The organism is Paenibacillus sp. BSR1-1 (genome assembly GCF_030403775.1).
GTDB lineage: Bacteria > Bacillota > Bacilli > Bacillales > Cytobacillaceae > Neobacillus.
The window spans coordinates 43,937-57,099 of record NZ_JAQMWQ010000028.1; the positions used below are offsets into that span (position 1 = coordinate 43,937).

15 protein-coding genes are annotated in these 13,163 nt (G+C 39.8%); 5 read left to right on the plus strand and 10 right to left on the minus strand.

Translation table 11 applies throughout. The annotated features are described in order from the left end of the window. Positions 1-7: 7 nt before the first annotated feature. From PH210_RS25855 to PH210_RS25870, 4 genes are all read right to left on the minus strand, one after another. Entirely contained in the window at positions 8-397 is a 390-nt protein-coding gene (locus PH210_RS25855) for an MmcQ/YjbR family DNA-binding protein (protein ID WP_289989242.1), read from the minus strand. Positions 398-470: 73 nt separating this feature from the next. Next, complete coding sequence (gene hpaB, locus PH210_RS25860; RefSeq protein ID WP_289989243.1) at positions 471-1,922, minus strand: 4-hydroxyphenylacetate 3-monooxygenase, oxygenase component; 1,452 nt, start codon at positions 1,920-1,922, stop codon at positions 471-473. 174 nt (positions 1,923-2,096) lie between these two features. Continuing rightward, a complete protein-coding gene (locus PH210_RS25865) occupies positions 2,097-2,219 on the minus strand; it encodes a YjcZ family sporulation protein (protein ID WP_289989244.1) in 123 nt (40 codons plus the stop codon). 456 nt (positions 2,220-2,675) lie between these two features. Continuing rightward, positions 2,676-2,951, minus strand: coding sequence for a hypothetical protein (locus PH210_RS25870; RefSeq protein ID WP_289989245.1), 276 nt, complete (start codon positions 2,949-2,951; stop codon positions 2,676-2,678). Positions 2,952-3,296: 345 nt separating this feature from the next. On the opposite strand from PH210_RS25870, the gene PH210_RS25875 reads away from it, so the two are divergent. After that, the gene (locus PH210_RS25875; RefSeq protein ID WP_354670023.1) at positions 3,297-3,866 is read left to right on the plus strand and encodes a YitT family protein; all 570 of its coding nucleotides are present in this window, start codon (positions 3,297-3,299) and stop codon (positions 3,864-3,866) included. A 25-nt stretch (positions 3,867-3,891) separates the two neighbouring features. Here the strand turns inward: PH210_RS25875 and PH210_RS25880 are convergent, their stop codons facing one another. Continuing rightward, the gene (locus PH210_RS25880; protein WP_289989246.1) at positions 3,892-4,398 is read right to left on the minus strand and encodes a hypothetical protein; all 507 of its coding nucleotides are present in this window, start codon (positions 4,396-4,398) and stop codon (positions 3,892-3,894) included. After that, positions 4,399-4,872, minus strand: a complete 474-nt coding sequence (locus PH210_RS25885) for a hypothetical protein (protein WP_289989247.1) — start codon at positions 4,870-4,872, stop codon at positions 4,399-4,401. Between the two features lie 110 nt (positions 4,873-4,982). On the opposite strand from PH210_RS25885, the gene PH210_RS25890 reads away from it, so the two are divergent. Both PH210_RS25890 and PH210_RS25895 read left to right on the plus strand, forming a co-directional pair. After that, entirely contained in the window at positions 4,983-5,291 is a 309-nt protein-coding gene (locus tag PH210_RS25890; RefSeq protein WP_289989248.1) for a hypothetical protein, read from the plus strand. A 32-nt stretch (positions 5,292-5,323) separates the two neighbouring features. Beyond that, complete coding sequence (locus tag PH210_RS25895) at positions 5,324-5,746, plus strand: hypothetical protein (RefSeq protein WP_289989249.1); 423 nt, start codon at positions 5,324-5,326, stop codon at positions 5,744-5,746. A gap of 30 nt (positions 5,747-5,776) precedes the next feature. Here PH210_RS25895 and PH210_RS25900 read toward each other — a convergent pair whose 3' ends face one another. From PH210_RS25900 to ftsZ, 4 genes are all read right to left on the minus strand, one after another. Next, complete coding sequence (locus tag PH210_RS25900) at positions 5,777-7,024, minus strand: SH3 domain-containing protein (RefSeq protein WP_289989250.1); 1,248 nt, start codon at positions 7,022-7,024, stop codon at positions 5,777-5,779. Positions 7,025-7,172: 148 nt separating this feature from the next. After that, on the minus strand, positions 7,173-8,198 hold the full coding sequence (locus PH210_RS25905; protein ID WP_289989251.1) for a serine hydrolase domain-containing protein: 1,026 nt from the start codon (positions 8,196-8,198) through the stop codon (positions 7,173-7,175). Between the two features lie 123 nt (positions 8,199-8,321). After that, positions 8,322-8,840, minus strand: a complete 519-nt coding sequence (locus tag PH210_RS25910; RefSeq protein ID WP_289989252.1) for an LURP-one-related family protein — start codon at positions 8,838-8,840, stop codon at positions 8,322-8,324. An 82-nt stretch (positions 8,841-8,922) separates the two neighbouring features. Beyond that, a complete protein-coding gene (gene ftsZ / locus PH210_RS25915) occupies positions 8,923-10,182 on the minus strand; it encodes a cell division protein FtsZ (RefSeq protein ID WP_289989253.1) in 1,260 nt (419 codons plus the stop codon). 1,007 nt (positions 10,183-11,189) lie between these two features. Here ftsZ and PH210_RS25920 point away from each other — a divergent pair. Beyond that, positions 11,190-11,915, plus strand: coding sequence for a TerC family protein (locus PH210_RS25920; RefSeq protein ID WP_289989254.1), 726 nt, complete (start codon positions 11,190-11,192; stop codon positions 11,913-11,915). 86 nt (positions 11,916-12,001) lie between these two features. Beyond that, positions 12,002-12,610, plus strand: coding sequence for a pyridoxamine 5'-phosphate oxidase family protein (locus PH210_RS25925; RefSeq protein WP_289989255.1), 609 nt, complete (start codon positions 12,002-12,004; stop codon positions 12,608-12,610). The last annotated feature ends 553 nt before the right edge of the window (positions 12,611-13,163 follow it).

The following is a 13,163-nucleotide window of genomic DNA, read 5'->3' on the forward strand; positions in this document are numbered from 1 at the left end:
ATGGAATTTAATGGATTTCTGTATTGGAGATTAATTTGACCAAACGCTTCGGCGCTGCCCGGCAATACCCTTCATAAATGTATCCCTTAAGCTCTGCCCAGTTTTGATTTTGAGTGATGTAACGAGAGGTCCAGCCGTGCTGGCCGATATAAGGTGTCTTAAAATACCCTGGCTGCTGAATCAAAAACTCTTGCGTGGTCGGCAATGTCTTGATTGCTGCCGAAACACCCTCCTTACTCTCCCCCATCATGACAAACGGTTTATCCTTCACACGGAACGAAGTATGGCCAAAGCCATCGATTTCCTCTGTGACCTCCGGCAGTTCCATACAAATTTCTCTAATCTTAACCAGTACCGCTAAACCTTCATTGGATGAAATCTGTTTATGGTGTTCCATTCATTTAGCCCCCATTATATATTGATAAAATCATACCCCAATGAAGGCTAAAACTTCCATATGAACAACCTGTTCAACATTCATTTTTCAAATTTAAAAATTCACTTATTCCCTGAACATAATCTCCTTTAGGATAGTTATGGTACAGCAGACTCGCTAACCGCACCGGATCGCCAAAGAAATATCGTTCATAATGGGTTTGTCTAGTGCCAAACGAGCTCATCGTCAAATCCCATGCTAAGCGGAAGATTTTCACCCGGTCGTCTGCGGGCTTGCTTGCCCCTTGCAAATATTTATCAAGATCTGACCGAATTTCAGATTGAAAGTCTTTTTCGGTTGGCAGTGATACCATTCCGCTTGCCCCGATTAACTGAATGATTTCACTGAAGCGGGGATAAATCCGCGGGAAGACGCTATTGGCCACTTGAAGAGGGATCATACTCGGTCTCATAAATCCCCATTCATCCAGAGCCGCATCATTTTCGGATTTCTCTAAGAGTGCTTTCATCGTTTCAATACCTGTAATAATTTCAGACAGCTTTTCCTGAATGTGCTGATACTCACGGACATTAATCGTCTCGACCAACAGTTCGGCGACGCCGAGCATAAATTCGGTTTTGGCAATCTGCCTTGTCACTGCTTGATGGGTAGCAAATGGCTGAAACGAGCATTTCTGCATAAATTCAGAAGCTGCCTCGACATTATCGTAAAAAAAGACACGTTCCCATGGCACCAGGACATGATCAAAAACAAGGATTGTATCCATCTCTTCATATCTTGAGCTAAGCGGATGATTAAAAATTGATTCACCGCCGACAAACGATTCGCGGCAGATAAATTTTAATCCTTTTGTATCTGTTGGAATCGAAAAGGCAAATGCTTCATCTGTATCAAAGTACATTCTTGGTGCATTATATACCAGGATTTCATCTGTTAATCCTCCTTGAGTTGCCAGGAGGCGGGCCCCATGAATCACGATTCCCTTTTCATTTTTATCAATGATCTTAGCCGAAATCGGTTCTTTTGAACTTCCATAATAGAGCTGGGAACGATTCACCTGCGGGGTAATAAAGGTATGGGTAAACGAAAGGTCGTTTTCCCTGGCTCGTTCGTATAACGCCTGGATATTTTCAGGAAAACAATTCTCTTTATTTTTTAGAATATCTGCTGAGGAGGCAAAGCTCATGACCACCGAGTTCATGTAGTCAGGACTTCTCCCCATCATGCCATGCGTGTGCCTTGCCCAGATTTCCATCATCCTTCGCCTGCGCCTTAAATCCTCTTTCGTTTTTGGCTGCAAAAAAGAAAGACCAATTGACTCCTTGGTTTCGGGTGATGTATAGGTCAGGATCTCTTTTAGATCAGCGTTTTGCTGCAAATCATAAAGGGATGCTTTTGTTTGGAGGATCCCTTTGAAAGCCGGATGTTCCGAGATGGTACCGGCAATTCTTTTTCCGTCATACCAAATTTCCGTCTTCATTCGATTTATTCGCTCAATAAATTCTTTTCCATTTATAACACCCATAATTCCACTCCCATATTCGTACGAGTTAGCTAGTTTTATTTTATTGACAAACAGTGAAGCCTGTTCCTCTTTTTTCAGAAAGGATAAGCCTTGATTTAAATCGACTTTTTATCAAAAATAAAAAAGGGCACGATTCTAATTTGAATCGTGCCCTCTCTTCACCTGGTTAGCCCATTACAAGAATGAAGCACCAACGATGATTAACAGAATGAACAATACTACAATCAATACAAAGCTTCCGCCGCCGTAGCCGTAGCCGCCGCCGTAGCCATAACCGCCGTATCCGTACCAACCCATACTTTTCACCACCTAACTGAAAAATATTCTTCTTTCACTTTTATATGTATTGCGAAAGACAAGTATTGATTGGACAAAATCACTATGATTTCGACAAAATAAGTAATTTGACTACATAAGCTCAGCTTTTTTTGATTCGACTAGGCTGGATTTAAGTACTGTACACGTTTGATTGGGAGCCTATGGGACAAAACCTCTTTGATTTCTTCATGAAATGTCCCATAGACTGCTGCTATGAGACAAAACCGCATAGATTTCAGCTCAAAATGTCCCATAGATTGGTTCTATGAGACAATACCTCCTTGATTCCTGCACAAAATGTTCCATAGACTGCTTCTACAAAACCTCTTTGATTTCTTCACGAATTGTCCCATAGACTGACTGCTTCTATGAGACAATTCAAACAAAAAACGGCCTGGTGAGAGAGCGTCTCACCAGGCCTGGATCGGGCCATTTTTATTTATGCATATGATGCCATTTTTGAAATTGTTCATGACCGGGTCCGTGTCCATGGTGATGATCGGAATGGGAAGCGGCTCCGCCGCCAAAGCCAATCACCAATCCAACGGCGAACACACATAATGAATAAATCACTCGGCGTTTCCGTTTATGACGAAAATGGCTAAATTCCTCTTTTAATTCATTTTTGATTTCATTTTTCAATGCTTGGATATCAACTTGAGGCTGTTCCTTAGGCTGCTCTTGAGCCTGTTCTTGTGGTTCATCGGGCATTTTACCACACCTCCTTTTCTCTAATATATGGAGGCAAGAACGAATCCTTTATGAACAAATTGTTAATTTTTTCGAAATTTAATTAGGAATGGGGATCAACAGTATAAATTTCACGGTGGATTGGACAATTTTTACGGCACTTTGGACAATTTTCTGAGTGGTTTGGACAATTTCGAGGTGATTTTGGACATTTTTTCCTAGCTTTGGACATTTTCCAAGCCGTTTTGGATATTTAGACAAAAAATGGAAACAAAACCTTTATCCGCTTCAACCCAACCCGGTGATAGGCACCCGCTTCTTTTTTTCAAAATCCAGTCATATGATTAATCAAAAAGACTGGACAAGGTGATTGTTATTATTCAGACATTATTAGCGACGATTATCGGCAGCTTACTGGTTGGAATTGGGGTGAATGGGTTTCTTGTCCCCCATCATTTAATAGACGGCGGAATCCTTGGAATTGCATTAATCCTTCACTATTTCTACGAGTTTCAAACAGGAATTACAATGGTTGCATTAAGCCTCCCTATCTGTATTTTTTCAGCCATGCACCAAAGAGGTTATTTTTTCACCAATATCCAAGGATTACTAGCTTCTTCGTTTTTCATTGATTTGCTCGCTCCCTTAAGAACTCAATTTCTCATCTCCCAGTTTGCAAGTGCCATAATCGGGGGAGTCGTCATTGGAACGGGGGTGGGCCTCATGCTGCGCTACAAGACCAGCACGGGAGGCACCGACCTGCTTGCCAAAATTATTTCGAGTGTTATCCCTATAAATCTGGCACTTGCTATTATCTTCCTGGACGGACTCATCATTTTGTCAGGGTTTGCTGTTCTCGAAGTGGACAACTTCCTTTATTCCTGTATGGCGATATGCACTGTTGGGTTAGTGACGGCCTTAATTGAGGGGAGATAATTTTTGCATGTGGGTTTGACCGACACTAATGGGAGTCAGCTTTTTCAATTGGCTGCCTTCTCATTACCCAATGAAAAAAGAGCAACACTAAGCATTGAATCGCTAAATATACACTAAAGGAATAAGAGAGGTGCCAGCCTTTATAGGTAAACACACCAAACTTTTGATTAATCCATTCAAACAACGTTCCTCCAGCCGTGCAAAGAACGAGAAAAAGCAAAATCCAATACCCTCTAATGTTCCATTTGTCATAGAAATAAAGAAACAAATAAGAAAAAGGGGCATATAAAAAGTAGGTAATCAAATCAAATAAATCGTAATTTGGTGTATCCATGATATTATATAAATCAAGCTTAGGCGAAGCGAGCAAATGATCGGAAAGCCTCGCAATCGTTGTGCCGATTAACAAAAAAAGGACCGTTATACTTCGAGGAAATCTTCTCGGCAAAAGAAAAACAACAAGATAGGACAGGCCGACACAAAGAAGCAGAAACCATTCGTTTTCATCAAATTTCTCTGGCAACGGAAGCATCTATTCGGGAATCCCTTCTTTTCTCATTAAATTTCGGTACCATGCTAATGCCAAGTGGACAATCAACACAATCAAGGTTTGGAGGATGAAAGAAAGCCAGAATGGCCAGCCCTTATAGGTTATGACATCCCATTCTACCAGCCAGCGTTCAACCACAGATTGAATGCCTACAAATAAACCTGTCCATATCCATTTAGACAATGCAGATTTAAAAAAGGGCTGTAAATTGAAATAACTCAGCCAGATAAACGGATAGATAATGGTTTCATACACCCGGAAAATAATAAAGAGTTCCGTATCATTCGCAATAGTCCAAACATCTAAATTGATATACAAGATGGCGCAATAGCTGGTAACGAGGAACTCCAAAATCATGAGAATAAAAATGTTTTCAAATAAGTGAAGTCGCTTCTTCATGATATAATATGAAACCAACAGTATAATTGCGGCATCTATGATTAAGGTAAGTTTCATATTTATAGTATTCTTAAAGAAACTGAAAACTATGCAGCGAAAAAAGGAAAATAGAAGGATTTCACTTTCCTCTATCATTTTTTACAATACATACAAGGGGGTAAAAGAACATGTTAAAAAGAATAGTCATCCTTGCGATACTTTCATCTATATTAATTGTTTTAGTATTAGTAAAATCTCATTCAGTTGCGCCTGTTGACAAAACAAGTACTAATGCCGCGCAGTACACAACGCTAGAATACAAGATTAGCGACATTAAAGGCAATCAATATTACGGAAAAAGTGAAGACGGGACAGGAATCCAATTTTCTGCAGATAAAATCGTCTCCGGTGACAAGATAAACGTTGATGATGAGGTCATATGTTATTTTGAAAAAGATAACTTAGGTAAAGGAATAGTGAAAGTCGAGAAGAAATAATAATACCGGTTGAAAGGGCAGGGAGAGAATAGATGCTGTACATATGGGATATCGAGAAGATCATTGAAAATACATTGCGTGAGCACAATTTAAAGATTAATTATGAATTTAACAATAATCTGCCTGCTCCGATGAGTTACAATGTATCGACAAATACAATAAAGTTTAACTACATACAAGTAAACGGCTACTTGGCTAAAATTAATTTTAAAATAAAAGAAACCGACGAAAACTTAATTAAAATTATTCTTTATCATGAAATCGGATATTATTTAGATTTTAAGAAAAACAAACATGATTTAAGGATTCTAAAGTACGGTGAAGATGAAGAAATTGAACAGCTTAAAACAAAAATAGAAACGAATGCTTGGGAATATGGCAGAACAATGGTGCCTGAACAACTCGTGAAAGCCTATGATCAAGTCCGGGAATTAGATAAACTAATGCTAAAATAAAAAAGCCTCACATGGAGGCCCGTACTAGATTTATTGTAAATCGACCAGGGTCATGGTTTGACCCCTTTTTCCCTCAAGAGTCAATGTTGCATGTCCCCCTTGACGGTTAAATAATTCATTGATCATATTGCCTAAGGCTTTGGCACAATTCGTTTTCCCATCAGCCGTGATAAAACGAAACGTTCCATGCGGTTCTACCCCGCTTATATAAGCTTTTACTTGAAGGCGATAGGTGTCAGCTTCAGCAGCAACTGGAACTTTAACTTTTTGTCCTATACTCAGCTTGGATGGATCCACCGCTGGATTCAGTTCTTGAATTGCTGAAGCAGGAACCCCTAAAGCTTTCGCAATTTTCGTGAAAGTATCTCCGCCTTTGACCACATACTCGGACGCATTCGTTGTTGATGCTGCCTGTTCCTTTTTCGTTAAATAGGCTGCACTCACAAACCCCGTTTGGCCATGAAAACTTACCTGAGCCCATCCATTCACCGTCGATTTCACCATCACAGAATCATTTAATTTTAACGATCCTACAACCGCACTAGTCGTGGAAGCAGCCGCTCTCACTCTTAACGAATCTGCCGTTACATACATGATCTGTGATTCAGCTGTGTCAGTCGTTTGGCTCGGGACGGATGAAAGATAATCAGCATTCACAAAACAAACTCGTCCTTTTATCAGAATGCCTGCCCATCCGTTTTCTACGAATGAAACCTTCACCATATCCCCTTTTTTATATGTACCAAGAATACTGCTTTCCGTGCTCGGGTTTGACCGCACATTAAGGGCTGTCGCGTTAACCATTTTGTTTTCCACTTTAGGTAAAAGAATTTTTTTACCGTCAATCGCAGTCAACCCATTTGCCTCTAGTATTTCTTGTGCTGTCACCCCATGTTCCGCGGCGATCGCTTCTATACTGTCACCGCTTTTAACCTGATACGTATATTCCTGAATAAAGGCGGCATTGGCACTCGTTCCTAAAAAACCAAGTACAATCGTAAAAATACCCGTCACGACCAGTTTTTTTAGAGAACTCTTTTGAATCCATTGGTGAACCTGTGAAACATAAGTATCCCAATGATCACGAATATCACTTAAAATTCCTTTTATATCTAATACATGACGAATATGAAAAATATGCTCGTTATAATATTCACGTTTTTCCATCCTGGAAGTGAAAACAGGTGCACTTTGGGACCGCTTGCTTTTCCCATGCGTTACCTTCCTGCTTAATGTTAATTCCCCACCGGTAAAAACTTCTTTAGTTGTAATAGTCAATTCTCTTTCTCCCCCACAAAAATACTGCGTTCTTTTTATAAAATGAAGTAAATCCCACATATATATGTATAATTCGACGCTATCCATCATTTTATGTCCATATTTGCTATAAATAGTCGAATATGGGTATGGGGGAATATTATTCCTATTAAAGTTTTTCCTTCACAATGCGATAAATGTCAGCCGAAATCTTCTGGATATCTCTCTGTTTATCCCGAACATTCAGAAGGACGACAATGGAGGTTTTATCCTTGTAATACACATGGAGCGACTCCCAGCCCCCGACAACGCCTCTGCTGTAAATGTGGTCGTCTATATGGTAAACACCGAGACCATAACTCGATTTTGGCCCGGGTGTGACCATTTCCTTTACACTTTGCTTGTTTAGGAGCTTCCCGGTCATTAGGGCTTCATCAAACCTAGAGAGATCCTGTGCCGTTGCATAAATATCACCGCATCCAAAAAGCAAAGACGGATTCAGTTTACTTGAATGTATCAACTGCCCTGCCACCTTGAAATAACCCTTAGAAGAAAATGTACCAGAGTTGATAAAACCTGCATTTACCATGGAGGCCTTATGAAAAATATTTTTTTCAATATAATCATGCAGCGTGCCGCCTGTTACCTGTTCGACAATATAACCTAGGACTATATAGTTGATATCGTTATACTCCCATTTGGTCCCCGCTGGGAATTTAACTACGGTCTTCTTAATAATGTCCTTAGGGTTTTTGACCCCGGTGTGCCAAATGGGCCCCTTGATTCCTGAGGTATGATTTAACAAATGGGCAATCTGCACATTTTTTGGAAGGGTCGGGACATATTTGGATACGGAGTCTTGTATCCTCAACTTTCCTTTTTCCTGAAGCTGAAGGATACAAACAGCAACCATGGTTTTCGTAATCGAACCAATCGGAAAGGTGGTCGTTGGACGATTTAACGTCCGTTTCGAAATATCTGAATACCCCGCCCCCTCAGAAAACAACGTGCTGCCGTTTTTCGCGACGGCAATACTGCCACTAACATGGTTGGCAACCAAATACTGTCTGATTTTTTGCTGCATTTCAGAATCGGAGACAGCAGCAGGCTTTATAGAACCTTCGGCAATAAGAGATTCTGAAACTGAGCTATTGAAAAAACCGAACGAAATTATGGCTATTAAAAGAAATTTCATTTAAAAACCTCATTTTCAGGTATTTACTCAGTTATTATATTTAAAAAGTTTCACCCATATACTTCCATCACCAAATCAAAAAAGGCAACTGCACACCATGTGCAGTTGCCTTTTTTGATGATCTTAATTTACGCCGCCTGAATTTGAAGCAGCGCTTGCATTTCTCTTCTGAATAGCATTGATTCCCATTACGACGGCGATAAGCTCCTCATTCGTAACCTTTTCATTAAAATTACTCAATTGGAAGGCAGGTGATGCAAAGAAGCCGCTAACCTTCTCAAACCGTCCAACTGGGTTGGATTGCTCATCCAAAATTTCATACTGTTTAGAGAAGGGTTCTGCTTTAATATGATAGACACCACGTTCATAGGCATCGTATTCATATTTTTTCGACAAAAAGGTCAACTTTTCTTTAAGGACTCCGATTTCTTCCTCAATAGAATTGTAGATTCGCCACTTACTACTAAAGAAGGTGAATTTACCGGTAACGACAATATTTTCGTTCTTATCCAGCACATCAATACTCGAAGAAAAGGCACTCTTTAAATCTAGCTCTCCTACCATTTCTTTTGAACTATTAAAAATTTCCGTCCTTCCGGCTGAAAAAAAATTATCTTTAAAATAAAGTGCTCTATCGTTCACCTATCTTCCCCCCAGTTCTTTTCCTAAAATACGATTATCTTAGAAAAAAGTTCCATAGTGAGGTGGAAAACAGATAGGATTTTTATCTAGATCGTCTTTTTCTGTTTCGCAAAAACGTAGGAACATCCAGTGATTCTTCTTGTGCTTCAGAATGTCGGCCATAATCCTGATCAGGTTCGAAATGGTTTACCCGATTATGTTGCGTACGTGGTTCCCTTTCATAACCCTGATCACGTTCGGCATGGTTTACCCGATTATGTTGTTGTGTACGCGGTTCCCGTTGATACGGATTAGACCTTTCCATTATAGGCTCCTGGACAGATGGTTGATACGGATTAGACCTTTCAATAACAGGTGGCTGGGCAGATGGTTGTACTACTGCCTCTACTTCCTCATTGAATCCAGTAGCAATAATCGTGACAATGATTTCATCTTTTAAGTTCTCATTAATGACTGAACCAAAAATCATATTTAATTCCTCATGAGAAGCAGCAGCAACGATTTCAGCTGCCTCCTGGACTTCAAAAAGGCTAAGATTTCGACCGCCAGTGATGTTCATAATCACACCATGAGCTCCATTAATGGATGTTTCGAGGATCGGGCTGTTTAAGGCTTTCTCTGCAGCATCAGCGGCACGATTGCTGCCAGTAGCAACCCCAATTCCCATTAAGGCAGTTCCTTTATGGGACATGACCGTTTTCACATCAGCAAAATCAAGGTTGATTAATCCTGGCACTGCAATTAAATCGGAAATCCCTTGAACACCCTGGCGGAGGACGGCATCCGCTTCACGGAAAGCTTCAACAATGGGGGTATTTCGATCAACAATCTCTAATAAGCGATCGTTTGGAATAATAATTAAGGTATCCACTGCATCCCTCATGGCCTCAATTCCACTTTCCGCGTTCATTGCCCGTTTCTTGCCTTCAAATTTGAACGGACGCGTGACCACTCCAATGGTCAGGGCACCAAGCTTTCGGGCGATTTTCGCAATGGCTGGAGCTGCACCTGTCCCAGTACCACCGCCCATTCCAGCTGTAACGAAAACCATGTCAGCTCCTGCTAACACTTCTTCAATCTGCTTTTTGCTTTCTTCTATAGCTAATTTTCCTATTTCCGGATTAGCACCTGCTCCTAACCCCCTTGTTAATGATGAACCAATTTGCATCTTGATCTCTGCCTTAGATTGATGTATAGCTTGGGCATCCGTATTGACGGCAATAAATTCTACACCCTCCACTCCGTCCTCAATCATCCGGTTCACGGCGTTGTTTCCTCCGCCTCCAACACCGACAACTTTAATATTGGCCAATTGGTCCATATTTGCAGCAAATTCCAACATGATCCTTCCCCCTCGTCTCCACTGAATTGTTTTACTAAGAATCAAGGCTATCTGTTTTTTACTTAGTAGTCTATGAAACATTAATTTGCCTGTCCAGTTAAGTTTTACCTAGTTTTTATAAAACAGGAAAATAAGCACAAGAGGTAATTGGAAAAAAGGTCCTGCTAACGTAGGGATTCTACAATAATGAGGAAGTATCCTGCAATTTTCTGGTTACATCCTACAAATTTGAGCGGGGATTCTACAAAAATTAAGCCCTATTCTACAATTGCGGTTATATTCTTTTATTTAAGATGGTGGATTCTACAAAATTGGGGAGGGTTTCTACAATTATCAGGACACTTCCTACTAATTTGAACGGGGATTCTACAAAAATTAAGCCTCGTTCTACAATTGCGGTTATATTCTTTAAATTCGTAGGTGGGATTCTACAATATTGGGGAGGTATTCTACAATTTTCAGATTACATCCTACGAATTTGAGCGGGATTCTACAAAATTTAAGCCTTAATCTACAATTGCGGTTATATTCCTTTATTTAAGATGGTGGATTCTACATAATTGGGAAGGGATTCTACAATTATCAGGACACTTCCTACAATTTGAGCGGGGATTCTACAAAAATTAACCCTTATTCTACAATTGCAGTTATATTCTTTTAATTCGAAGGTCGAATTCTACAATTGGAAATTGTTGTTTCTTTTATTAAAGCGAGATGAAAGTTTTTTTACAATTTGGTGAATTTCTGTTAATTCGACAATATCTTCATAATTCCTTGTTATAATGGCTTTGTTTAATAAGAAAGAGATTTAAATTTTAATGTAAAAAGAGGAGGAATCATGGCGGAGATTTTACTTGGTCTTGGTACATATCTGACAGTGGCTCTTGCTCTTGGCTGGCTAGTTTCACTTGCCTTTGATCTTTTCATTAAATAATCTTAAACTCTTAAAAAATAATATCTCCTTTCTCCCCTGAATATATATGTACAAGCGATAGGGGGAGGAATTTATGGAGGTATCGTTATTTTTAGAGTATGGCTGGATTTTCATTATTTTGATAGTTTTAGAGGGATTACTCTCAACCGATAATGCATTGGTGTTAGCGATCATGGCTCGGCATTTACCTGTTAAACAACAAAGAAAGGCGATTAACCTTGGGTTGACATTCGCGTTTATCTTCAGGATTGCGGCGATCTTTATCATTTCGTCTCTTTTCGGCCTGTGGCAGATCCAAGCGGTCGGCGCCGCCTATTTAATTTTTATCGCATTAAAACACTTGCTTAAAAGTGACCACGAAGAAAAGGTCCATAAAAGAAAAAGCTATCTCGTCACGGTTGCGCAAATTGCCTTTGCCGACATCGCCTTCGCTGTAGATTCCATTTTAGCGGCAGTCGCCCTTGTCATTGACTTGCCAGATACGCCGCTAGGGGAAATCGGAGGGATGGACGGCGCTCAATTTATCGTTATTGTACTAGGAGCGATTGCAGGATTATTGGCGATTCGGTTTGCCGCCGGATTCTTCGTCAAGGTCTTGGCAAAACGCCCAAGTCTGGAAAAGGCCGCCATGGTGCTAGTCGGCTGGGTCGGGATAAAGTTATTCATACATACGCTTGCCCATCCATCTGTTCACATGATTCCACTTGGATTTATCGAAGGCTCCCTATGGAATACAGCTTTCTGGTCCGTATTAATTCTTATTGCCCTTGGCGGATGGATTTTAACTAAGGATAAATAATTTCTAAAACGCAGTTCTGAGAGTAAATGTGCTTATTTAATTCTAGCAGCGGCAGGCACCTGTGGTAAAATGATTTGGTTAACACGATGAAGGGATTGGAATTAATGGTGATGACCAAAGGAGAGCATATCCTGCAGGAGCAATATGGGACAACAAAGAAGGCTGCTGCTTTTTATAATAAGCAAATGTTCGATCATTTAAATTGCATGATGAAAAAATTTATCTCGGAGCAAAGCATGATGTTTATTTCAACGGCTGATTCAAATGGCAGCTGTGATTCATCATTTCGGGCAGGATTGCCTGGATTTGTAAGGATTATCGATGAAAAAACGTTAATATATCCCGAGTATAAGGGAAATGGCGTAATGGCCAGTCTAGGAAACATCATAGAAAACCCGCAAATTGGACTTATGTTTATCGATTTTTTTGAGAATTGCATTGGGCTGCACGTAAATGGCAAAGCATCTATAGTTGAAAACAGCCAATTATCGTCGTTAAACATGCCAAAGCATTTATGGACTGACATTCTTGAAAAAGGAGAAAACAAAGCCGAACGATGGGTAGTCATTGAAGTTGAAGAGACGTATGTACACTGTTCCAAACATATTCCGAAGCTAAAACACGATAAAAAAGAAATATTTTGGGGAACAGATGACGAAGAACAAAAAAGGGCAGACTTTTTTAAAGGAAAGTAAAATAATATGTTCATGGTCTCACAGGAATAAAAGAACAAGCCCCCTAAGGCTTGTTCTTTTATTCGACTTCGGCAAAAATCGGGTGGTGACTGGCATAAATATCAGAAGTAGGATTAGATTTCCAATTCATTTCCAGTAAATGTCGTAAGTTTCGAAAAATCGGTAGTAATCCCCCGAAAATACGTCGTAAGTGGAGAAAAATATGTCATAAGTTACTGTAATACAAAAGGATTTCTAATTCATTTCCAGTAAATGTCGTAAGTTTCGAAAAATCGGAGTAATCCTCCGAAAATAGGTCATAAGCATGGAAAAATATGTTATAAATAACTGTATTACGAGAGGATTTCTAATTCATTTCCAGCAAATGCGCCGTCCCTAACACATATCCAGCCATTAAATAAAAAAGGTGGAGTCCTCCTTATTCATTTTTAATCTCCCTTAACACAAAAAGCTATTTTAAGGCTGAATCTATTTTTTGTTTTACTTAATATTTTCCAGTTAGGGAAATGTTATACACAAGAGTATAGTATAGGTAAGCAAGCTATTCGTAGTC